Raw genomic sequence first — 24,171 nt, forward strand, 5'->3', positions numbered from 1 at the left:
ATGGGAAATTAGTGATATGAAGGGTTTAAAAGCAAGCCGTGCAATGTGATGAATAAGCATGTCATTTGTTGATAATATATTGCCCCTCATTTAGTGGGCTGGGGGGGCTTTTTCGTATTTTTGCGATTGAAACGGATTAGCTATGCCAGATTTTTCTCATTTACACGTACATACTCAATTTTCCTTACTCGACGGTGCTGCCGATATATCCAAGCTCTATAAAAAAGCAGCCGCCGATGGCATGAAAGCGCTGGCCATAACCGATCATGGTAACATGTTCGGGGTATTTAAGTTTGTGGCCGAGGCTGCCAAGCACAATGTAAAACCTATTGTAGGCTGCGAGTTTTACGTGGTGGAAGACCGGCACAAAAAGCAATTCACCAAAGAAAAAAGGGACGTTAGGCACCACCAGTTATTGCTGGCTAAAAATGCCCAAGGCTATAAAAACCTGATCAAGCTATGTTCCCTGGGGTATATGGAAGGCTTGTACAGCAAGTGGCCCCGTATAGATAAGGAACTGATTTTGCAATACCATGAAGGACTGATTGCCACCACCTGTTGTATCGGTGCATCGGTGCCCCAGGCTATCCTCAAAAAAACCGAGTACGAGGCCGAGGCCGAGTTTAAATGGTGGCTGGATATTTTTGGTGAAGACTATTATATAGAAGTACAACGTCATGATATACCCGAGCAAACCATTATTAACAACGCGCTCATCAAGCTTTCTAAAAAGCATAATGTAAAGATCATTTGCTCTAACGATTCGCACTACGTGGATCAGCAGGATGCTAACGCGCACGATATTTTGCTGTGCGTAAATACCGGCGATATGCAAAGCACGCCCATTGCAACCGATGAAGAAGGCGGCAAGGGTTACCGCTTCGGTTTTCCTAACGACCAGTTTTATTTTAAAACACAGGCCGAAATGGCTAAGCTGTTTCACGACATCCCCGAATCGTTAGATAATACCAACGAAATTGTAGATAAGGTAGACGTGCTGAAGCTGAAACGCGACATCATGCTGCCTAACTTTCCAATCCCGCCCGAATTTAAAATACACCAGGGTGCCGAGTCGGATGTGTTGAACCAGTGGGAGTATTTAAAGCACCTCACCATGACCGGCGCGCGCGAACGCTATATAGACTTTACGCCCGAGGTAGAAGAGCGCATCAACTTTGAGCTGTTTACCATTAAAACCATGGGTTTTGCCGGGTACTTCCTCATTGTGGCCGACTTTATTAAGGAGGGCCGTAACATGGGTGTGTTCATTGGGCCGGGCCGTGGTTCGGCGGCGGGTTCGGTAGTGGCCTATTGTACGGGCATCACCAATATCGATCCTATTAAGTATAACCTCCTGTTCGAGCGTTTTTTGAACCCCGACCGTAAGTCGATGCCCGATATTGATACGGATTTTGACGACGCGGGCCGCCAAAAGGTGATCGACTACGTGGTGGATAAATACGGCAAAAACCAGGTAGCGCAAATTATTACCTACGGTTCCATGGCTGCGCGTACCAGTATTCAGGATGTGGGCCGGGTACTGGATATGCCGCTGGCCGACGTAAATGCCCTGAAAAAGCTGGTGCCCGAAACCTTAGGCATCAACCTTAAACAAGCCATTGAGCAGGTGCCCGAACTGAAAGAGATCTACAAATCGAAAGATTTAAAAGGCGTTGTACTCCGCGAGGCCGAAAAGCTGGAAGGATCGGTACGTAACACGGGTGTACACGCGGCGGGTATCATCATTGCGCCCGACGATCTCACCAATATTGTCCCGGTGGCTACGGCTAAGGACTCGGACCTGTTGGTGACCCAGTACGACGGCCGGGTAATTGAGGATGCAGGTGTAATTAAGATGGACTTTTTGGGCTTAAAAACCCTCACCATTATTAAGGATGCCCTGCGGCTGATCAAGCAAAATCATGGGGTAGATATTGACATAGATTACATACCGCTCGACGATCAGCAAACTTACGAGCTTTACCAGCGCGGCGATACCAATGGTACTTTCCAGTTTGAAAGTGACGGCATGCAAATGTACCTGCGCGACCTGAAACCCGATAGGTTTGAGGATTTGATTGCCATGAACGCCCTGTACCGCCCGGGCCCAATTGAGTACATCCCCAGCTTTATTAAGCGTAAGCATGGTTTAGAGCCGGTATCGTTTGATTTGGCCGATATGGAAGAGTACCTGGGCGAAACTTATGGTATTACTGTGTACCAGGAGCAGGTGATGCTTTTATCGCAAAAGCTGGCCGGCTTTAGTAAAGGCGATGCCGACGTTTTGCGAAAGGCCATGGGTAAAAAGCAAATTGAGGTCCTCAACAAAATGGAATCGCAGTTTATGGATGGGGCGGCTGCCAAAGGCCACCCTAAAGATAAGCTGACCAAGGTTTGGAACGACTGGAAAGCCTTTGCCCAGTACGCGTTCAATAAATCGCACTCTACCTGTTACGCCTTTGTGGCTTACCAAACGGCTTACTTAAAGGCGCATTACCCGCCCGAGTATATGGCCGCGGTATTAAACAACCAAAACAACATCGAAAAGATCTCTTTCTTTATGGAAGAAACCCGCCGCATGGGTATTAACGTGCTGGGACCTGATGTAAATGAATCGGACATGGCCTTTGCCGTGAACAAGGCGGGCGATGTACGCTTTGGCCTAACCGGGGTGAAAGGCGTGGGCGATAAGGCTATTGAAAGTATTATAGACGAGCGCAACCTTAACGGGCCATATAAATCCATATTTGATTTTGCGCAGCGTAGTAACGTGCGTAACGTCAACAAAAAATCGTACGAAAACCTGGTTTATAGCGGGGGCTTCGATAGTTTTGGCTTGAACCGGGCCTGCTTTTTTGCCAAGACCGAAAACGGCTTGCTAACCGGCGTGGAACGTTTAATTAAATACAGTAACGATTACCAGAACACCAGGAGCAGTTCGCAGTCGTCGTTATTTGGTGGTACGGTGGAGGCTTATATACCCGAACCTGCCATGCCCGAATGCGAAGAATGGCCGCTGATAGAGAAGCTTAAGTATGAAAAAGATGTGATCGGCATCTATTTAACCGGTCACCCTTTGGATAATTACAAACTGGAACTGGAAAAATACTGCCAGAACAAGGTATCGGATTTAAAGGTGCTGGTAGCCATGCGCAACGGCGAAGCCCCGCCCGAAACTATGGAACGCTTTGCCTACCTGCGTAAGCAGGGCGAGCTGAGCATTGGTGGTTTAATGGCCAACATACAGCACAAAATGACCAAAACGGGTAAACCCTTCGGTACATTTGTAATAGAGGATTACTTCGACAGCTACGAGTTCGCCTTGTTTGGCGACGATTATATCAAGTTCCGCAACCTGCTGGGCGATGGCTATTTCATCCAGATTAAAGGGAGTATTGAAGAAAAATACCGGCAGAAAGATAACTGGGATTTGCGCCTGAGCGCCATTAACCTGCTCTCGGAAATGCGGGATAAACTGACTTCATCATTAACGGTGTGTATGCACCTGCATGCGCTAAACGACCAAATGGTACAAAGCCTGCACGATATGGTGGAACTAAACAATCAAAAGTACCCGCTAAAGAACTGCGAATTACGCTTTATGATTAAAGACAGCGAAGATACCCTGTTTATAGACCTGCCCTCCAAAACCTGCAAAGTAAACCCAAGTGATGATCTGATACAGGGGATTTATGGGTTGACCAATGTGCAACCGGTGTTAAAGTAGGATGATATTGAATAGATTACTTACGCAGATGAATATTGGAATCGTATCAATTACTTACGGATTCTATTATCTCTAAGTAATGTGAATTACTAATTTCTGATTGTTAACTTCTAAACAGATCATAATGTTACCTTTGGCATTATTTTTCTTGAATGCCCAATCAACCACAAATTATCGATTTATACGCCGGGGTCGGAGGTTTATCCTTAGGGGCAACTAAAGCAAACTTTCAAGTCGCGGGTGCGGTTGAATTTGAGAAAAGAATTATCGACTCTCACGCTAAAAACTTTCCAAAAACACATCATATCCACGCGGATGTTTCAAAACTAACCGGTAAAGATCTATTCCGTTTAAGTCATTTAAAATCATCTTCGTTAGCCGGATTAGTGGGTGGCCCACCGTGTCAAGGTTTTAGTACCATGGGTAAAAGAAATCTTTTAGATGAAAGAAATAACCTCTTTGTTGATTTTTTTAGATTGGTTATTGAAACGATGCCTGCATTTTATTTAGCCGAAAATGTGCCCGGTATTCTTAATACGCAATACGATGACATTAGAAAAACAGCATTCAGCATTGTCGAAGGTTTCTATGATGTTCTTGAACCTCTAAAAATTAAAGCCTCTGACTACGGTGCAGCTACTATACGTACACGGGTATTTTTTATCGGTGTACGAAAAGATATAAAGGGTAGCGAACTTATAAAAGATGCAATCATTGGAGCAAAGTTAGATACATCCAATTTTGTGAATACCGCCATAGCAGGGTTGCCAGTGGAAATTTCAGATAATTGGGACGACTATTTATCAAGTTGGAGGGAGATAGATGTTTCTCAAAATAATGCTTATATACAAACGTTAAATAGAGTAATAGACAACATAGGTGATGACCAAGCTATATCAACCTATCTTAACCAATATAAAGTGTCCGGCAGCTTTGGAACAAAGCACTCTAAAGAAGTAGCTTTGCGGTATGCGAATTTAGAGCAAGGGCAACAAGACCCGATTTCTAAATCCGTCAAACTCAAACCGGACGGATATTGCCCTACGTTGAGAGCAGGCACTGGATCGAACAAAGGTAGCTTCCAAGCAGTTAGGCCGATACATCCTACTGAAGCAAGGGTTATCACTCCAAGAGAAGCAGCAAGATTACAAGGTTTTCCAGATTGGTTTCAATTTCATGAAACAAAATGGCATAGCTTTAGGCAAATAGGAAACAGTGTATGTCCGATTGCCGCTGAAAAAGTACTTAGTGTAATTAGGGAAACACTTAAATTGTAACCCTTGAATAATAAGGCAAGTAACTGTAAAATTTAACATACCCATCTATTAAATGCTCATGATGCGCATTGTTTTCCCCATTGTCTTCTTCACTGCCGTATTTAAATTGAAGTCCACTTGCAATTGTCTTGCTATCGAAAACAGTTAATTTTTTATCTACTTCAATTCTTTCGGGAACCGTCATAACTGGTACCTGAATCGAATAACTTTTTGTTTTCCATGTGGTAACTTCTTGCAAGCTTAGAAATGGAAAATTGTCCAATCCGCTTAGTTCCAAGATATCATCAAACTCATTTGCTTTAGTAATAATCCCAGTCATTGTAGTCATCATGGCACCATCTGCATATTCGAAAGCTGTAATATTAGTATAAATCAATTGCTTCCGCCCATTAGAAATGCCTCTTTGTAAAGCTCGTATTGCCATCACTCTTAATACCGAAGCGAAATCTTGTGATAAATCACTCCTTTGCAAATTAGGAGGAGCATATGTTTTTAGAGTTTCATTTGTAGTAAATTTATTATATACTTGATTATAGTTCGTAAAACGGTCACTTTGGCAATTGAAAGTAATTTTAATCACGTCCAATTCGTCAACTTTCGAACCCAATGCTTCTAAATCTTGTAGCTGATATTCATATCCGCGGTCCGCGTAGTCTAACCAAATAATTTGATTCTTATCACTTTTAAAATCACCGCTTTTGATGTAATCAGAGGATGAAACTGGAAACAAATCAACAAATTGATAAGGTTTATTAAAAACTTGTCTTGTAAAAGCGCACTTGTCCATTTCAATGCTATCCATGTTTGTGATTCCAAATTCGGAATGCATTATTTTGAAATCCTCCAAAAATGCAGCTCCGAATCCAACATAACGATAGTCTGTCAAGTTGATATTTGGCCATCTTTCGAGCATTTTTAGCGTTTTAATAAATATATTTCTCTCAATCGCCTTGTGGGGGCGTAAATGATAAGGAATTGTCGCACCTGCACCCATTTTAAATAGTCTGTTTATAAAGTTCATCGAAACACCAAGCACCCACATCGCCGGGAGTTACATTCGGATTTGCAATAAATGTATCACGAACTGCGGCTATTTGGTCTTTGTGTCTTTTGAAAGTAATTGAACGAATATCGTTATTAACAATCGAAACCGGCTTTGGTAAATCCGGTAATTGGTAAATTCCCTCATCATTCCTTTTTTTGTCTGTAGCTGATATTAACTCAGATTGCCCGTGACCCAATGAAAGAGCAGCTATAGGTTTAAGGTCTGAAAATAATGCAGTTCTTTCTTCACTTTCTGATTTCCATTTATTAGTGAAATCGGTAAAATATTTAATACCCTCTTTAATCCTATTCTTTACTTCTGCATATACTGGTGAACTTGTGTCAAGTCCTCGCTTGGTGGTAGTTACAGGCAATTCGAGTGAATTTTTGGCTCTAAAATGTGCAACGCCGGCGATTGATATAAATTGTGTATGGTATTTGGGCATTCCAAACTCGCCCCATCCAGTCAGGAACGTCCTGTCAGCATATAAAACAATGCGGTCATTACAAAGCACAGTAATTCCTGCCTTTTCAGACTCTCGTTTTGGTAGATTTCCTTCTAAATCTTGATCCATTTCTGAATTGGTTGCAGGTCCTCGGTAAAATCCTACAATTACGTCAACTTTAACACCGCCTATTTGGTCAGAATAAAAGTAAGGTGATATAGACCCCTTACTACGACGTTCGGATGTTAAAATATTAATATCCAGTGCTTTAATAGGTGTTTCATTAACTGTGAGTTGGAAGCCTTGTTTTATGATATAGCCATAATGCTTTTCAAGATCAATTCTTAAATCCGTAATATATCCTACCTCATCACTGAATTGAGTTTTTATATTTTCATTTAGTGCAGTAACATGAATTGTCGTTCCCGGCGTTGGTAATTTTGCTTTAATACTGTTCTTTGTAAGCGTTTCGAAATCAAAATACCAGTCATCTGATGACTCCCAATTTTCGGGGACGGTAACCTTAAATGCATCTTGTTTAGTATAAGAGTAAATTTCAGCCTTCATGCCCATCTTAAAAATGGCACGTTTCATTCCGATACCATACATGCCGATAGTTTCAAGTCCATCATCGTCTTTGTATTTGTCAGACCGCCCCATTTTAAAGGCATATTCTTTTGCAGTTTTTAAAGGTATGCCGCCGCAGTTGTCGGTAAGAGTAAAACCGTCTTTATCTAAAGTGATTTTCCCAAAATAGCCTTTGTATTTTTCTTTAGAATTTTCTACCTGATTGGGATTTTGTCGGTGTATTCCGTCTATACAATTATCGAGCAAATCCATAATTGCATCATTTAGCGCTATGTCTCGCGACAACATAGACATGAAAAATCTTTTTGTTGGTAGTGCTGTAACTTTGTTATCAGGTATAGCTGTTCCATTATCGTCGACAAACTGTGACATGGTTTAGTTGTTTAGATTTAATATGTGTCGGCAATATATTCAGTTTTTCAATTAAAAACTATTTTCAAGAAAATTATGGCAGATATTTTTTCATCGATTCGCCGTAGCGAAATAATGAGCAGCATTAAAGGCAAGAATACGAAACCTGAACTGCGTGTTAGAAAAGTCTTGCATAGATTAGGATTTCGGTTTCGATTGCATGACAAAAGATTGCCCGGCACGCCTGACATTGTATTAAAAAAGTACAAGACCGTAATATTTGTAAATGGTTGTTTCTGGCACGGACATACAGAATGTAGGAGAGGTGTTTCTATGCCTAAATCTCGCACTGAATTTTGGCAAAATAAGATAAGTAACAATAGGGAAAGGGATGTTAAAAAAATTGAAGAATTAAAAAAGATTGGATGGAAGGTTATAAGTGTTTTTGAATGTGAATTAAAAAGCAGGAATATTGAAAACACGATCAATACTATCCACCACTCATTGATCAAAACATAAAATGCGTTGTGCACAATTTTTACCACGTACTACCATGCCTTTAGTACATTAAAGTGCCCCCGCTGTCCGTAGTGTTAATACAATGCGCTGTCCGAATGTCTCCAACTTCGGACGGCTATGCAGATAGTCTTCAGACTATTGCGACTTAATCCTCTTGTTATCGAAAAATTCTGCCTTGTGGTAAACCATATCTTAAGCGCAACTCCTATGCATTCACCTATATCATAATATAAAATAATTGGCTGATAACTTTCGTACATTGGCTCATTCTTATACCTCTAAAATAATAGCATCCACATGTATATTTTACCAATAATTGGCTTTATCGTCGTCGTAATTTTGTCGGGTTTTCGCATTGCGCAGGAGTATCAGCGGGCGGTGGTGTTTAGGCTGGGCCGATTTCAGGCCATTAAAGGTCCGGGTTTGTACTGGTTGATTCCGTTTATAGAAAAGCAGCAACTGGTGGATATCCGCACCAAAACGGTAGACCTGGAGCAGCAGGAAACCATCACCAAGGATAGCGTGACCATTAAGGTGAACGCCGTGCTTTGGTTCAAAATTACCAACCCCGAGGATGCCATTATTAAGGTGGCCGATTACAATAAGGCGGTTTACCAGTTTTCGGTAACTGCACTGCGTAACATCATCGGTCAGCACTCGTTAGATGAGGTGCTGCGCGAACGGGAGCAGATCAACGCTACGTTGCAAAAGATAGTGGATGCCGCTACCGTGCCCTGGGGTATAAAAATTGAAATGGTGGAAATGAAGGATGTGGAAATACCTGAAGCCATGCAACGCGCGATGGCGCGCGAAGCTGAAGCCATCCGTGAAAAACGTGCCCGTATCGTAAAAGCCGAAGCCGAATTAGAAGCTTCCATCAAGCTTACACAGGGAGCCAAAATTATGGAAGGCAGCCCGGTAGCCCTCGAACTAAGACGCATGCAAATGCTTTCCGAAATCGGTATCGATAACAATACCACCACCATCGTCATGATCCCGTCTGATTTTACCAACGCAGCCCGCAGTTTAACCGAACTGGTTGCGACTAAAAAAGCAGAGGAATAAGAGGTTTTGCTATCAGTATTAGCTTGTCGAAGACCTCCCTCTATTACCGCAAGGCCACCCTTGTAGATAAGCGTTTAATAGGGTGTGTAAGTTAGTTGTCATTTGCAAATCAAACAACAACGCAGCTTTAAAAGTTCAAGAATGAAGTTTTTGAACTTTATTGAGCAAAGGATAATATTTTAGCTGTGAACACTCATCACTAACATGCACTACAATGCTGGCATACTTTAGTATGTTTAATGTTGTTATACAACAAAAAACGGGGCTTTCTGAAAAGGAGTCCCGTTGAAGTTAATATGTTTAGTTAATCGAAATTACTTCGAGTAGATCTTGGAGTTATCTCTGAAACCCGAGAGCAGGCTGCTGTACCAATCCGGGAACAAGGTACCGCCCGATGTAGCCCATTCTGCAAAGCGTGGGTAAGCGCTGGTTACCGGCTGCAATTCAATGGGGTAATTGTAAGTGCCGGTAAAGCTAATAGCCCAAGGGTAGTTCTCTTTTGATAAGTAGTATTTACCGCTGGCTGCTACCGAAGTATCATCATCGGTACCAAACAGGGTTTTATCGGCCTTATCGGTTGGGGCAAAACCCGGCAGGTGAATTTCGTAACCGCGGCGCAGGTTGCTAATGAGGAACGGGTTGAACGCGCTTACCTGTAAGTTTGCAACTGGTATAGGAGAAGCGAAAGTTACGTTAACGGTAGCCGTATTGCCGGTAACTTTGTCTTTGGTCATTAGGGTATTAATGAAAAAAGCACCGTCAGGGTTTCTGAGCAAAGCCTCATGGTTATCAAATGGAACAATTACCGCCTTAGCCTGACCGGCTTCCACACCGTTGCTTGCTTTAACAATGTAGTTGCTGATGGCTTGCTGGCCGGTAACCGAACTTACAGCCGAAGCGCTAACGGGTAATTGTACCGCGAAACCGTTCTTAAATGATGCACCTGAGGCCAACGGGATATATTCGCCTTTCATTTCTACCACCTGGTTCTGGGCGTTGTTAATAAAGGTATAACGGTATTTCACTACTAAATCGTTCAGGTCAAAATCACCTTTTTTAGGCCAGTTATCTTCAAAGGCAATGCTGGCATAACCGGTTTGCGATGGGTAATAAGTTACATAAGCTTTAGTACCATCGGTAGGGAAAGCATCCTGATCATCTTTTACACCGTCACCATCGCTGTCGCCGCCTTTATCAATAGGAGGTACCCCGTTGTTGGATATGGCGGTAATAGGGTTTGCCGAAGCATAAATCACCAGGTCGTTAAAGTCCTGGTCCGAACTACCTTCCCTGTCAATATCTTCAAAGCCTAACAAAAACAGTTTATGTATATCATCGTACAGCAATATCGTATGCTTTTTCTTCGATGTTACAGATTCGGGGTTTAACCTTTGATCGGAGTAAAACTTGGTATTACCGGTTAGTACACCGCTGCCGTTCCACGCGTTTTGAATTAAAACAAAACCAATGGAGGTGCCGGCATTAAAACGGCCTATATTAACCTTATCTCCCGATTTTAAACCGCCTCCCGCGCCCAGGGCCGAAGCATTTGGGAAGATCAGGGTAGCATCAGCCACATCCGATACGCTGGTTGGCGCGTCGCCGGTTTTATAAGTGTAATAAGCCAGGCTGTTCATAAAGCCCGCGCCTTCCGATACGAAAGTGATCCAAACATCGGATGTTGCCGTAACGTTAAGGTTAGGTACGGTGCTGGTATTTAAATACTCGGGGTGGGTAGTAGTGAGGGGTTTGCTTTCGGGCAGCGAAGCATTTACAAATGAAAGCAACGATGCGTCGATATTATCGGGCGTAGTTTCCAGGTAAACAGGTCTTCCTAATTTAAATGGATAGGCCGATGTATTTAAAATAGCGTTCGACGAACCACTGTAACCGGTTGGGTAAACAATAGCAGGGCCCGAAGCACCAAATGTACCTTTAGTTGAATACGACAGGGTACCTGCAGGGGTTGATACAGCTACTTCTTCGGCAACAATATCGCCACTGAAACCATCTTTACCACCAATAGTAGCGGTAATACTGTTTGCGGTAGTAATTAACGCCTGTGCGTTGCGTATTAAACCCACATAAGCAGGGTCTATAATTAATTTATTAATTGAAGTTGGTACGGTAACCGTGCCTTGCAATAAACCGTCTGTACTGGTAATGCCTTTAAATACAGGTTCATCGGTGCCTGGTAAGTACACGCTTACCACCACACCCGTTAAAGGATCGTTATTTGATGAACGCAGCGTAACATTAAGGGCTACGTTTTTGGTAGTGCTGAAGTTAAAACCATCGGGTGCAATTTTATTACCGGCAGTAGGGGCGGTTGTTTCTCCCTGGTTTTGTGCAGAATCTTTTTTACAGGCAGAGAATGAAATAACGCCCGCCATAAGGGCTAACGTAAAAAGGTGTTTCATGTTCATATTTTCGTTGTACGACAGGCAATAGGCAAAGGTTATTCCAATGTGCATTAACAGGTAAAATTTTTTTTTACAGCAAATAAGTGTGGCAACTATTCCCCATTTAAGCCAATGAAGTGCAGCGTATGCACCTGTTAAGTATGAAAAGCGATAACTTTAATAACCATTAATTAATTGCAGAGGATTTCTACCGTAAGCAGGCTCCCTATTTAAACATGTTGTATATTTATAAAGTTTATTACCATAAGTATGACCCAACCCTTAGCCTCTGCACAACCATCTTTAATAACAAACAAACCTGTTTCGGAAAGATTAGACTTTATTGATAGCCTGAGAGGGCTGGCAGCACTGTATGTAGTTATATTTCATGCGGTTTTAGTACCTCAAACCAAGCTTGCCATACCCGGGTGGATAAAGCCATTGGTTATGAACGGGGGATCGGGGGTTACCTTATTTTTTGTGATCAGTGCTTTTACGCTGTGTTATACTTTGCAGTTCCAGCAAAAAGAAAACAGGTATCTCCTAAAGTTCTACATGAGGCGTATCTTCAGGATATTGCCATTATATTATGCCTGGTTCCTATTAATGCTGTATATCAGTATGGGGTTTAGGGGTTTATTTGCTCATAAATTTATTTTATTACTGTACGCCGTGTTCGGCTATAACTTTGTACCTGGTCACCAAGAAGGTTTAGTTGCTGCAAGCTGGACATTAGGAATTGAAATGATATTTTACCTTATTTTTCCTTTGGTCTTCCATTATGTAAAATCAATCAGGGGCGCTCTTATGTTTCTGGCCTTAACGCTCATCATTGCATGGTCGCACACCCAGTTTATAAAACACTTGATTGGTGCAGGTATATTACAAAGCGACAGCTATAAAATAAATCTGAGCTTTTTTCATCAGTTACCTGTTTTTGCATTAGGCATGGTTTGTTACTTTATTTATGTAGATGTTATAAAAAACAAGGATGTTTCACTAAAAATTCACCTGATACTGCTTAGTACCGGGGCAATACTGTTTTTTTTATTGCCTTATGTTATTGCACCTTACCTGCCATCAGGAACAGGGTTATATTTTACAGCCATTAATTATACCATTTTGTTTTTAGGTCTCTCAAAAATTCCTGTTAAACTCATAGTTAACAAAGTAACTGTGTTTTTTGGTTTGTTAAGCTATTCCTTATATCTCAATCACCCGCAAATTGTAATGAGATTAAATAAAACCTATATTAAAATTTATGACTACGCCGGCAATAGCGGTGTTGCACTCGTGTGTTGCATTTTACTTACCCTGGTTATTGTGGTGCCCCTATCATATCTAACGTACCGCTTTATTGAACAGCCTTGTATAAATTATGGCAAAAAGTTAATTAAGTCTATTGGCTGATATAAATGTATGAATACATTAACCCCTTTCCACGTGGCTGTACCGGTGTACAATTTGGAGGAAGCCCGAAAGTTTTACCGCGAAGTACTGGGCTGTGCCGAAGGGCGTAGTTCCGACTATTGGACCGACTTCGATCTTTACGGGCACCAGTTTGTTATTCATCTTAAACCCAAACCAGCCGGGGTTGATACCGGCTATTACACCCCTATAGTTGACGGACATGATGTGCCTGTTCCGCATTATGGCGTGGTGTTAACCTGGGATTTATGGCACGGTTTAAAAGCCAGGTTACATGGCCTCGGTGTAAAATTTTTAATGGAGCCGGGCATACGCTTTGCAGGTCAGCCCGGCGAGCAGGCCACTATGTTCCTTCTCGATCCATCGGGCAACGCCCTGGAGTTTAAAGCTTTTAAAGATATAAAACAGCTATTTGCAATATAAACGAGTGATATTATATACTCGTTAATTAATTTTTAATGTAAATTTGAGTAAGTGGTTAAACCACAGGCCACTTTGCGTGTCAAACCAATTCAATAAACCAATGCTTATGAAAAGTAGAGTTATACAGTTATGCTATGCAGCTGCATTTGTGCTGGCAATAATGGGGCTTTCGGCTTTTTACACCACGCCAGGCGCCTACAATGCCACTGTTAGGTTCCCCTATAAATTAGCAGGCTTAACTGAGCGGCAGGCTGCTGCCCATATACTCAGCCGGTTTACTTATGGTGCTACACCAGGCCAGGTTGATGAAGTGATGAAAATTGGCCTCGAAAAATGGGTGGAGCAACAACTGGAAGCCAAACAACCCGATGATTCCCTCCAAAATTTGATTAGTAAGTTTGATGCCGTTACGCTCACCAATGCGCAAATGGCTACTAAATATCCACGCCCGGGCCAGTTAACCAAAATGGCTATCCGCGATGGCGCGATAAATAAAGATTCGGTAAAAACCGATAAAAAAGGATACCGCAATGTGCTGCTCACTTATATGCAGCAAAAGGGCATGGCCCCCGAGCAGGAACTTTTTCGCCAGTTCATTAACCAAAAGGTGCTTCGTGCCGCCTATAGTCAAAACCAGTTACAGGAGGTGATGACCGATTTCTGGTTCAACCATTTTAACGTATCCATAACTAAAAACCAGTGCGCTGTGTTTATACCCGCCTATGAACGCGATGTAATACGCCCTAATGTATTGGGCAAGTTCGGCAACCTGCTGCTATCTACCGCCAAAGCACCCGCTATGCTGATTTACCTGGATAATTTTTCGAGCGTAGGCAGCAATGCGGGTCAAAACCAGGCTAAACCAGTTAATGCTATGGTAAAACGCCGTTTAGCGGCGCGCATGCAAAACAACAATATGATGGCCGATACCGCCATGATGGGTGGTACCGTGAAACGCCCTAAGCTACCCGCTAAAAAAGCACAAGGTTTAAACGAAAATTATGCACGCGAAGTAATGGAACTGCATACTTTAGGTGTTGATGGAGGCTATACCCAGCAGGATGTAACCCAAGCCGCACGCGTACTTACCGGCTGGACATTGTACCCCATGGGAGATGATACCTACGGTGGCGGCATGCGTAAACTTATTGACCGTATAGGCAAAGACAAAATGGAGAAACAAGGCTACGTACACGATGGCGATTTTTTGTTTACCCCTAACCGGCACGATAGTGGCGAAAAGACTGTAATGAACAAACGTTTTGGCCCTAACGGCGGCTACCAGGAAGGTGTTGACCTGCTGAACATGCTGGCACACCATCAATCTACCGCTAAATTTATAACCCGCAAACTTGCCGTACGTTTTGTGAGTGATAACCCACCGCAAACCCTGCTCGATAAAATGACCAAAACCTTTAACGAAAAGGATGGCAATATTAAAGAAGTGCTGTTAACTATGGTGGCAGCTCCTGAGTTTTGGAGTGCCGCATCAGTTCGCGAGAAAACCAAATCACCTTTTGAACTGGCTATTAATGCTGTGCGTAGTTTACATGCCCAAATTACTCAACCCTATCAATTATATAGTTGGGTTAATAAAATGGGCGAAAAAAAATATTATTACCAGGCACCTACCGGTTTCCCCGATAAGGGACAATACTGGATTAATACCGGAGCCTTGCTTAACCGCATGAACTTTGGGCTGGCACTGGCATCGGGCCGTATCCCCGGTGTAAAAATAGACTTAGCCGCACTTAATAATCATCATGAACCTGAAAGCGCGCAGGCAGCATTGGTTACTTACAGTAGGCTGATTATGCCCGAACGCGATTTGAATGAAACCATTAAACGCCTTACGCCCATGCTTATCGACCCCTTATTAATGAATAAGGTAGAAGCCGCCAGCAGCCAGGCTAAGCCCGCTACTGGCAATTCGGCCATGCTGCCCGACGACCCCATGATGATGGGTGATGCTGAACCTGCTACCAAAGTAAAAGGACAAAAAGTAAAAGGCAAAAATGCTTATATGGCTATGCAAACAGTAAACGGTAATAACAGTATGCTGTCGCAAGTGGTGGGTGTTATTATTGGTTCCCCCGAGTTTCAACGTCGTTAAAGTTCAATCCTTCCCTACAGGGAGGGCTTAGTAAAAAAATTAAATATTAAGTTATGGTATCCAGAAGAGGATTTTTAAGATCGGGGGGTATAGCCCTAATGGGTGTAGGCCTTATAGGCGGTATTCCAGGCTTTTTGGCCGAGGCCGTAGCCGGTGAGCAGCTCATTAAGCCTTATGGCAAGCGCAAAGTGCTGGTATGCATATTTCAGCGCGGCGCTATGGACGGTTTAATGGCCGTAACACCTTATACCGATCAGTATTTAAAAACTGCCCGGCCCAACTTGTTTATGTCTCCCGCTAAGGGCGGTTTGTTGGGTAAGCCCCTTATAGACCTGGACGGCCACTACGGCTTACATCCTTCCATGCAGGCATTTGAACCTATGTTTCGAGAAAAACGCCTGGGCATAGTGCATGGTATTGGTTCGCCTAATACCACCCGTTCACATTTCGACGCGCAGGATTACATGGAATCGGGTACGCCGTTTAATAAAGGTACAGCCAGCGGTTGGTTAAACCGGGCGGTCGGTTTGCTTGGGCACGATGCCGCTACTCCTTTTACAGCTGTAAGTTTAACATCGGCCATGCCCCGTTCATTTTACGGGGATAGCCCAACAGTGGCTATCAGTAATTTGCAGGATTTTGCCATACAAATGCGCGGCAACCAGGCAGGAGCCAATATGGCCGCCAAAAGTTTTGAAGACCTTTACGATAAAACCTCGACCGGCTTACTGCACGATACCGGTAAGGAAAGTTTCGATGCCGTAAAAATGCTGCAAAAGGCCGATGTAAAAAATTATAAACCTGCCAACAACACTATTTACCCAACCTCGGCTTTAGGAAATTCGCTGAAGCAAATAGCGCAGTTAATTAAAATGGATGTAGGTATGGAAGTTGCCTTTACCGAATCGAACGGATGGGATACCCACTACAACCAGGGAACCGATAACGGTATCTTTGCCCGTAACGTGGGCGATTTGAGCAACAGTATGATGGCGTTTTGGAACGATTTGAGTGCCTACCAAGATGATGTTACGGTAATGACCATGACCGAATTTGGCCGCACCGTACGCCAGAACGGTACCGGCGGTACCGACCATGGCCGGGCATCGTGCAATTTTATTTTAGGCAATAATGTAAACGGCGGACTGGTGCATGGCAAAATGCAGCCTTTGGCTGTAGAGAACCTGGAAGATGGCCGTGACTTGGCCGTTACCACCGATTTCAGGGCCGTGTTTAGCGAGGTAGCCGATCGCCAGTTAAAAGTAAACAACGACCGTGTTTTATTCCCCGACTGGAAAGGGGAGAAGATAGGCGTTATGAGGGCGTAAATACTTTTATATCTATTATAATTGAATATGTTAAAGGGTTGCTAACTAACGGTTTGCAACCCTTTAATAATTATACAAGGTGTTATTTGTTTTCAAAATCAGTGAGGTCGCATTCCAATGCTTTTCGGTTCCAATGGGCGGTATTAGCTGCGGCCTCGTAGGTGGTTTGTAAAAATGAAAGTAACTTCGCTTCGGGATTGGCCGATGCTCGCACACTCTCATAAGGAAGAAAAAACTCAGCCATTTCGTCACTGTAAAATGCTTCTGCGGGTTTAACCGGTTGCTTGCCAAAATCAGGAGTACCGGGGTAACAATATGAATAAAATGCAGCTTGAGGAAACTCTTCGCTTCCAGGCCAAAACCCGCATGAACTTACCTCATGCGAATAAGCTTCCTGCATTACACGTAATGGCATGTTAGGTGCGCCGCCTTGGTGCACTGGTGCTTCTCTTCCAGAAAATCGGGTTACTGCCAAATCAAAAGCGCCCCAAAAAAAGTGTACCGGGCTGCACTTGCCCGTAAACCCCGCCCTAAATTTTAAGAATACATTATGGATACTGATAAGTGCCTGCCAAAAGTCTTTTATCTTTTCGGCCTCGTAAGCTTTATGTACTTCATCTTCTGCAAACGGAATGGCGGTTTCCAACTCATTAGGTGCAGCATGAATATCTGCATTAATACCACAAGCAGTTAAACAATCCATCAATTCGTGATAAAAACTGGCTACTGTGCGCGGGTATAGTTTAATAATGTGCCTATCGCCTGTGCTGGTATCCAGCCTTAATTCCTGGTGTAAAAAGTTAAAGTCAATTTGAAATATACCGTTTGAATAGGGAATACTGCCTGTGCTTAAGCCCTGCGACGACACATAAAGCGTTACATGCCACGAATGATTGAGCCACGGCATATTCAACAACCTGATCTTTCCCACAATCTGTGTCCATAAATGCACGGTGTTTAAAGTGTCTTTCCAACTGTTAAAATCTAACACCGGCCAGCTATTCTGTTTATTTGAAGTTATCATCATAGTTAATACATGAATACTAACAAGGTAGGTAAAACAGTGATTAAATAATAACCCCCGTAAGTTTTACATTAACATTGTTATTTTAGCCGTATGAAGGCCGATCAAATTCAAAAGTGGAAAGTATTAAAAGAGCAGGATGTATCTCCAAGCCCATGGTTCCCATTGTTGCAGCATACGGTACAATTAGCCAACGGGCAAATTGTGGATGACTACTTTTTTTCACCCTTGGGTGATGTAGTGATGGTTTTGGCACTTACACCAGCACATGAAGTGGTTTTGGTAAGGCAATACAAACATGGTTTAGGCGAAATACTGCTGGAACTTCCGGGTGGTATGCGGCAAAACGGGAAATCACTCATCCAATCGGCACTTAATGAGCTGGAAGAAGAAGCCGCTATTAAAGCCGACGAGAGCCAGCTGATCTCTTTAGGTAAAATTGCTAACAATCCTACCAAAACCCGTCAAATTACCTACGGGTATATTTTGTTTAATGCCCAATTTAATTCGGTACAAAAGCAGGACGTGACCGAAAATATAGAAATACTCACCATGCCCGCCCCACAGGTATTGCAGCATGTGAAAGATGGCAAGATATGGGTGACCGATTCGGTGAATTTTATCCTGAAAGCGGCTTTGCAGTACCCCGAAATTTTTAGTGTTTGATTACAGTGCGTTTAGCTTTACATCGTTCCAGCCCATTAGTTCTATCATCCGGGTAAACTCCGGCTGTAAGGCGGCTTCAATACCAATTGGTTTTTTACTTAACGGGTGCGTAAACTCCAGCTTTAGGGCATGTAAAAGCATGGTGTTCATTTCCCAGGTTTCGGTAAACAGCCTGTTTTGTTTGTTACAGCCGTGTGTACGGTCGCCGATAATAGGATGAAATATATGGCTGAAATGTTTGCGTAACTGGTGCATACGCCCGGTGGTGGGTTTGGCTTGTACCAGCGAATAACGCGAGGTAGCATGTTTACCAAAAGCAACGGGTAGTTCGGCGTGGCCCAGAGTTTTATAGGCGGTAAAAGCATTTTGCAGTGTTCCGTTCTCTTTGCGTAAAGGGTAATCAATTTCGCCGGTATCGGGTGTGTGGCCACGCACTATAGCCAAATAACTCTTATGCACTTGGTTTAGGGCAAATTGTTGCTGCATGGCAACCTCGGTTGTTTTATCGAGTGCAAACAGCAGTACGCCACCAGTTTTACGGTCGAGCCGGTGCGCCGGGAAAACATGCCGGTTAATTTGGTCGCGCAGTATTTGCAAAGCAAATTCTTCCACATCGGCCGCAATAGAAGAGCGGTGTACCAATAAACCGTGAGGCTTATTAATGGCGATCAGAAAATCATCCTGGTATATAACAGATAACATGAGGGCTAAATTACCTATTTTTACCTATTAAGATTTATTTTATCTTAGTCCATTAATTGAGGATAATAAGTTATATCAATAAAATAATACATCAAATAATTGTATTTAATAATATATTATTTGTTTACTTTGTTTACAACCTATTTTAACAAATTTCGTATAAAAGCAATTTTACTATAAAATTATGAACGCAGTGGTTACTGATCTTAGTTTTGATGTTACATCACTGTTAAATAATGCTTACTCCTGCCGTATAAATAATCTCAAGCAAAGTATTATCTTATCAAAAAAAGCGCTTAGTATAAGTATAAAGGCTAACGAGCACGCACTTATTGGCAAAAGTCTTACCCAGCTTTCTTTGTTCTATATGATAAGGGGTGAGTACAAACGCGCCATTGGTTCAGCCAAGGAAGCCATTGGATATTTTGAATTACTGGGCGACGAAAAAGGCATTGCCGATGCCCAGTACAGTATTGCCGGCGTATATTATAAAACCGATAACTATCATCTCGGGCTAATGCACCTGATTGACAGTCTTGTTATATATAAAAGGTACAACGATTATTATAATCAGTCCAGGGTTCAAAAATCCTTAGGCACCATATATGAGTATTTCGGCGATCGTAAAAATGCCATACGTGCTTACCAGGCCTCTATTGAGGAGGCAGAAAAGGTGAAAGACCAGGACCTCATAGCCAATGCCTACAACCCTCTTTCGGGTATGTATATTAAGCAAAATAAAATTTCGATGGCTGCAGAGATGATCGAAAGATCAATAGCCATTAAAACCAATAGCGGCGATTTAAGAGGGCTTGCATTTGCCTTATACGGCAGAGGTAAAATTCACATGGCAATGGAGCAATGGGCCGATGCCGAAAAGGATTTGCACAAGGCGCTGAAGATTCATCGTGAAATGGGTGAGCGTTTGGGCTTAGGCATGGCTTATTGTAAATTAGGTTCGTTGTACATAAAAACCGGCCGGTTAAGTAAGGCTAAACAAGTTTTAGAAAAAGCACTTCATTTTAGTACCAAGTATAATATTACTTATATTAAGTTTAAATCTAACCATCTGTTGTATCTTGTTTATAAGCAGGAAAATGATACAGTAAAATCATTAGAATACCTGGAAAAGTACCTTAATGAAAAGGAAACGGTAATTAATGCGCAAACGCTCAAAGTAATTGAGAATTATGAGCTTATCACCAAAATAGAAAGTATGGAAAAGGCCTCTCAAATGGAACTGGAGCGGGCCCGCATTATGGAAAACCAGGAAAGGGCAGAAAATACCGCCCGGGTTAAGCAAAACTTCCTGTCTACCATGAGCCATGAGATCCGTACGCCTCTTAATGCGGTAATAACTATAACTTCCTTACTCAATGAGCGTGTTGACCCGGCTGAAAAGCAATTGTTAGACTCGCTGAAATTTGCCTCCGATAATTTGTTAATGCTCATTAACGACATCCTGGATTTTACCAAGCTCGATGCCGGTAAAGTTCAGTTAGAATTACGTTCGTGCAGTTTAATTAGGTTAATGAAAGGCCTTGCCGAAACCTACAGGAACATGGCAGAGGTTAAAGGCCTGAAAATAGCATTACTGATTGATGAACGTATAGCTGACACCTACAAGCTGGATGAAACCAAGTTATCTCAAATATTAAACAATTTAATAAGCAATGCCATTAAGTTTACCAACAAAGGAAAAATAAGCATTGAATTGCAACAGTTAAATTCGCAAGCAGGTTACGATACCATTAGGTTTACCATTGCCGATACGGGCGTAGGCATACCGGTAGAGTTTTTTGATGAAATGTTCGATAGCTTTTCGCAGCCTAAAGCTATAACTACCCGTAAGCAAGGCGGATCGGGGTTGGGACTTGCCATTGTGAAAAAATTGGTAGAGCTGTATCAAAGTCAGATCCATTTTCATAGTACGGTTAACAAGGGTTCTAAATTCTACTTCGATATTACGCTTAAAAAAGCTGATACCATACAAAACGCCCCGGTTAAGAATTTAAACCAGCTGCAAAACAAGGTAGCGCTACTAGCCGATGATAACATGATTAATGCTATGGTAGCGCGAAAACTATTGTCGAACTGGGGTATATCTGCCGATCATGCTGTAAACGGTTTAGATGCCATTGAGATGGCAAAAAACAAGATCTTCGATTTTATACTGATGGATATACACATGCCCGAAATGAACGGGTTTGATGCCACCGTACATATCCGTAATAACCATAACCTCAACATTGCCACCCCAATATTTGCCTTAACCGCCGATATTACCGCCGAAAGCCATGAGGAGTATATAGGCTACTTTACGGGGTTTTTAAGAAAGCCCATAGAGATCGATAAGTTATATGAGGCTTTATTAGGTGTATCTTAAAAGTAGTGCTTTAGCTACATTAATTCTCAGCGTTAAATCTTTTTGTTAAAATAGGTGCAATTAAAAAATAATTTGTTTCTTTATGCAACCGATTGCAAAACTTTTATAACATTAAATTATGCTTAAAATAACACCATTATCAGCTTTTGCTTTGCTGAGCGCCACCGTACTATCGGCCTCATGCCAAAACAATGCAGGTAGTACCCAAACAGCTGAAAAAAAGGATACGGCAAAATCTAAATTTATATCCAAACCGCTGGTTACACAAATTTATACCGCCGATCCATCGGCACATGTGTTTAATGGCAAAATTTACGTTTACCCATCGCACGATATTGATACCGGAACCCCTGAGAATGACAATGGCGACCATTTTAATATGAAGGATTTTCACATTCTTTCCATGGATAGCATAGGAGGGAAGGTGACCGACAATGGCGAAGCACTGAACATAAAAAACATTCCCTGGGCGGGCCGCCAGCTTTGGGCACCCGATGCCGCTTACGAAAACGGTACCTATTACCTGTACTTCCCGGTTAAAGATAAATCGGATATCTTCCGTATTGGGGTAGCCACCAGCAAATCGCCTGTTGGTCCATTCAAAGCCGGGGCCAAGCCTATTGAGGGCAGCTTTAGCATTGATCCGTGTGTATTTAAAGATACCGACGGCAGCTATTACATGTACTACGGTGGTATTTGGGGCGGGCAATTACAACGCTGGGCCACCGGTAAATATTCGGGCCCCGAGGGCTCTAAAACCGATTTGGGCAAGGATGACCAACCGGCCTTAACCCCCAAAGTAGTTAAACTGAGTAAAAACATGCTGGGCTTTGCCGAAAAACCCAAAGATGCCGTGATACTGGACGAAACTGGTAAACCTTTATTGGGTAAAGATCATGACCGCCGCTTTTTTGAAGGATCGTGGATGTATAAATATGATGGCAAGTACTATTTTACCTATTCTACCGGCGATACACACTTGCTTTGCTACGCTACGGGTACCAGCCCGTACGGACCATTCACCTATAAAGGCGTGATCTTAAAACCGGTACAAGGCTGGACTTCTCACCACTCTATTGTAGAGATTAAAGGCAAATGGTATTTGTTTTATCATGATACCGAGCTATCGGGCAAAACCCACCTGCGTAATGTTAAAGTAACCGAATTGAAACATCGTGCCGATGGTTCTATTGAAACCATTAACGAGTTTGTGAAATAAGCCCTTCTATGTATTATTGTTTATAAGCGCATCACCGAAAGAAAGGTATCCGCTTTTTTTGTGGTTGATTAATTCACTATGGTCATCGTCTCAAATAGTGATGAGAGATCTTTTTTCGTTATCACCAGAAATCACAATTGATTAAATAGTATTCATTTGTTACTAAAAATATAAGGTAACTATATATCAGTTTGAACAAAGAAGGTTTTAGTTAACTATTCCTCACGACTTTTTAGATCTGCTGCTTTACCTTGTGTTTTTTTAATACCTTAACTGGCTTTTGCAGGTTTACACTAAGTTACATCCTAAGAAAGGGTAAGAATTACTTATATCCCATTGTAACAATTTATACCTTGTACTTGACTATATGTATAAACAATATGTATATTGTTAACGTATAAGATAATAATTACCTTTGCGCCCGATTATGGAACTTACTAAACATACAGAAGGTCAACTAACGAACGATGTTATAAGTAACTGGTTTGACGACTTACTTTCAAGGATATCTGTCGATAAAATGATGATGGAAACTCAGACTGCGCCACCTGAAAAAGAGCAGTTCTATAAGAATGCAATTAATGACGATCATGATGCAAACTATAATATGCTTCGAGTTCAAAGCACGAAATATTTTATATCAAAACTTCTGACGGATTACATACAAGAGTTAGCGTCCTTTAAGGTAGTGCCTCAAAAATTAGCGTTTGAACTTTCCGAAGCAAAAATATTGGTATGGGGTCAAATAAAAGATGGTGATGAGAGCGCAGAAGATGCACTAATATTGTCCGAAGCGAAGGCTAATTCTAAATATAATAATTATGGATTCTATATATCTTCTACAATAGTAGAGGAAAGTGACAGCCTGCCAATTCCGCCACATTACCATGAACTAAAATTAGATGGCAGATTTTCAGTCGCACATTAATCAGGCCAAGAAAAATTTAATTTTTCTCTCTGAAGTTAACCAAAAAATATCAAATAGCTGGGATTGGCAAGTTACTACAGCTTATTATGTAGCCGTTCATTTAGTAAATTCCCATATTGCTAAGACGGCCAATATGCACTTTAGCTCCCACGAGAGAGTAAAAAACGCTCTTTACGATCCGAAATCATTCGCTAAGATTGATGACTCAGTTTATTTAGCATATGTAAAGCTTGAAAATCTTTCAAGGAGAGCACGCTATTTGTGCAACGATAATGGCGATAAAACCGAGTTAGATATGACATTTGTTACACATGATGTGCATCTCAAAAAAGCTCTTTCAAAATTGGATGTATTGATAGATTTCATAACAAAAACGCATGGGCAGTCATTCAATATTATACCTATTAATTGCATTGAAATAAAAAAATCAAATTTATTGTATTTCAAGTATCGGGGCTAAGACCTACCATCGCCCTTTGTGCCAACTGATATATTCACCAAATATAAACTACATTGCCCCTCATTTGTAGTACAA

18 protein-coding genes are annotated in these 24,171 nt (G+C 42.0%); 13 read left to right on the top strand and 5 right to left on the bottom strand.

The features are described 5' to 3' along the window. Window positions 1–142: 142 nt before the first annotated feature. Entirely contained in the window at window positions 143–3,727 is a 3,585-nt protein-coding gene (dnaE, locus tag ACFQ3S_RS03390) for a DNA polymerase III subunit alpha (RefSeq protein ID WP_377161247.1), read from the top strand. 152 nt (window positions 3,728–3,879) lie between these two features. Further along, window positions 3,880–5,004: a DNA cytosine methyltransferase gene (locus tag ACFQ3S_RS03395; protein ID WP_377161249.1), complete on the top strand. Its 1,125-nt coding sequence runs from the start codon at window positions 3,880–3,882 to the stop codon at window positions 5,002–5,004. Here the strand turns inward: ACFQ3S_RS03395 and ACFQ3S_RS03400 are convergent. Then, window positions 4,994–5,998, bottom strand: a complete 1,005-nt coding sequence (locus tag ACFQ3S_RS03400) for an O-methyltransferase (RefSeq protein ID WP_377161251.1) — start codon at window positions 5,996–5,998, stop codon at window positions 4,994–4,996. The genes ACFQ3S_RS03395 and ACFQ3S_RS03400 overlap by 11 nt on opposite strands. 1 nt (window position 5,999) lies before the next feature. Next, window positions 6,000–7,454: an ATP-binding protein gene (locus ACFQ3S_RS03405; protein ID WP_377161253.1), complete on the bottom strand. Its 1,455-nt coding sequence runs from the start codon at window positions 7,452–7,454 to the stop codon at window positions 6,000–6,002. 75 nt (window positions 7,455–7,529) lie between these two features. Here ACFQ3S_RS03405 and ACFQ3S_RS03410 point away from each other — a divergent pair, with 75 nt between their 5' ends. Both ACFQ3S_RS03410 and ACFQ3S_RS03415 read left to right on the top strand, forming a co-directional pair. Then, the gene (locus ACFQ3S_RS03410; protein WP_377161255.1) at window positions 7,530–7,952 is read left to right on the top strand and encodes a very short patch repair endonuclease; all 423 of its coding nucleotides are present in this window, start codon (window positions 7,530–7,532) and stop codon (window positions 7,950–7,952) included. A gap of 297 nt (window positions 7,953–8,249) precedes the next feature. Then, window positions 8,250–9,017 carry a slipin family protein gene (locus ACFQ3S_RS03415; protein ID WP_377161257.1) on the top strand — a complete coding sequence of 256 codons (768 nt, stop codon included), beginning with the start codon at window positions 8,250–8,252 and terminating at the stop codon, window positions 9,015–9,017. Window positions 9,018–9,331: 314 nt separating this feature from the next. Here ACFQ3S_RS03415 and ACFQ3S_RS03420 read toward each other — a convergent pair whose 3' ends face one another. Further along, entirely contained in the window at window positions 9,332–11,491 is a 2,160-nt protein-coding gene (locus ACFQ3S_RS03420) for an LruC domain-containing protein (RefSeq protein ID WP_377161259.1), read from the bottom strand. Between the two features lie 198 nt (window positions 11,492–11,689). Between ACFQ3S_RS03420 and ACFQ3S_RS03425 the strand changes: the two genes are divergently transcribed. The 4 genes from ACFQ3S_RS03425 to ACFQ3S_RS03440 all read left to right on the top strand — a co-directional run bounded on the left by ACFQ3S_RS03425 (window position 11,690) and on the right by ACFQ3S_RS03440 (window position 16,711). Next, window positions 11,690–12,829, top strand: a complete 1,140-nt coding sequence (locus ACFQ3S_RS03425) for an acyltransferase family protein (RefSeq protein ID WP_377161261.1) — start codon at window positions 11,690–11,692, stop codon at window positions 12,827–12,829. Window positions 12,830–12,838: 9 nt separating this feature from the next. Then, a complete protein-coding gene (locus tag ACFQ3S_RS03430) occupies window positions 12,839–13,270 on the top strand; it encodes a VOC family protein (protein ID WP_377161263.1) in 432 nt (143 codons plus the stop codon). 106 nt (window positions 13,271–13,376) lie between these two features. Beyond that, window positions 13,377–15,383 (top strand): DUF1800 domain-containing protein, encoded by a 2,007-nt coding sequence (locus tag ACFQ3S_RS03435; protein WP_377161265.1) that lies wholly within the window; start codon window positions 13,377–13,379, stop codon window positions 15,381–15,383. A gap of 53 nt (window positions 15,384–15,436) precedes the next feature. After that, the gene (locus ACFQ3S_RS03440; RefSeq protein WP_377161267.1) at window positions 15,437–16,711 is read left to right on the top strand and encodes a DUF1501 domain-containing protein; all 1,275 of its coding nucleotides are present in this window, start codon (window positions 15,437–15,439) and stop codon (window positions 16,709–16,711) included. A gap of 82 nt (window positions 16,712–16,793) precedes the next feature. On the opposite strand, the gene ACFQ3S_RS03445 is transcribed toward ACFQ3S_RS03440, so the two are convergent. Next, the gene (locus ACFQ3S_RS03445; RefSeq protein ID WP_377161269.1) at window positions 16,794–17,738 is read right to left on the bottom strand and encodes a DUF5996 family protein; all 945 of its coding nucleotides are present in this window, start codon (window positions 17,736–17,738) and stop codon (window positions 16,794–16,796) included. Window positions 17,739–17,828: 90 nt separating this feature from the next. Here ACFQ3S_RS03445 and ACFQ3S_RS03450 point away from each other — a divergent pair, with 90 nt between their 5' ends. Continuing rightward, window positions 17,829–18,401, top strand: coding sequence for an NUDIX hydrolase (locus ACFQ3S_RS03450; RefSeq protein ID WP_377161271.1), 573 nt, complete (start codon window positions 17,829–17,831; stop codon window positions 18,399–18,401). On the opposite strand, the gene ACFQ3S_RS03455 is transcribed toward ACFQ3S_RS03450, so the two are convergent. Continuing rightward, window positions 18,402–19,103, bottom strand: coding sequence for a pseudouridine synthase (locus ACFQ3S_RS03455; RefSeq protein WP_377161273.1), 702 nt, complete (start codon window positions 19,101–19,103; stop codon window positions 18,402–18,404). 184 nt (window positions 19,104–19,287) lie between these two features. Between ACFQ3S_RS03455 and ACFQ3S_RS03460 the strand changes: the two genes are divergently transcribed. The 4 genes from ACFQ3S_RS03460 to ACFQ3S_RS03475 all read left to right on the top strand — a co-directional run bounded on the left by ACFQ3S_RS03460 (window position 19,288) and on the right by ACFQ3S_RS03475 (window position 24,096). After that, window positions 19,288–21,489 carry a tetratricopeptide repeat-containing hybrid sensor histidine kinase/response regulator gene (locus ACFQ3S_RS03460; RefSeq protein ID WP_377161275.1) on the top strand — a complete coding sequence of 734 codons (2,202 nt, stop codon included), beginning with the start codon at window positions 19,288–19,290 and terminating at the stop codon, window positions 21,487–21,489. Window positions 21,490–21,607: 118 nt separating this feature from the next. Further along, window positions 21,608–22,708, top strand: a complete 1,101-nt coding sequence (locus tag ACFQ3S_RS03465) for a glycoside hydrolase family 43 protein (protein ID WP_377161277.1) — start codon at window positions 21,608–21,610, stop codon at window positions 22,706–22,708. Between the two features lie 427 nt (window positions 22,709–23,135). Further along, window positions 23,136–23,636, top strand: coding sequence for a hypothetical protein (locus ACFQ3S_RS03470; RefSeq protein WP_377161279.1), 501 nt, complete (start codon window positions 23,136–23,138; stop codon window positions 23,634–23,636). Continuing rightward, window positions 23,611–24,096: a hypothetical protein gene (locus tag ACFQ3S_RS03475; protein WP_377161281.1), complete on the top strand. Its 486-nt coding sequence runs from the start codon at window positions 23,611–23,613 to the stop codon at window positions 24,094–24,096. The genes ACFQ3S_RS03470 and ACFQ3S_RS03475 overlap by 26 nt, the downstream gene beginning before the upstream one ends. Window positions 24,097–24,171 lie beyond the last annotated feature (75 nt).

It is taken from the genome of Mucilaginibacter terrae (assembly GCF_042679325.1).
GTDB lineage: Bacteria > Bacteroidota > Bacteroidia > Sphingobacteriales > Sphingobacteriaceae > Mucilaginibacter > Mucilaginibacter terrae.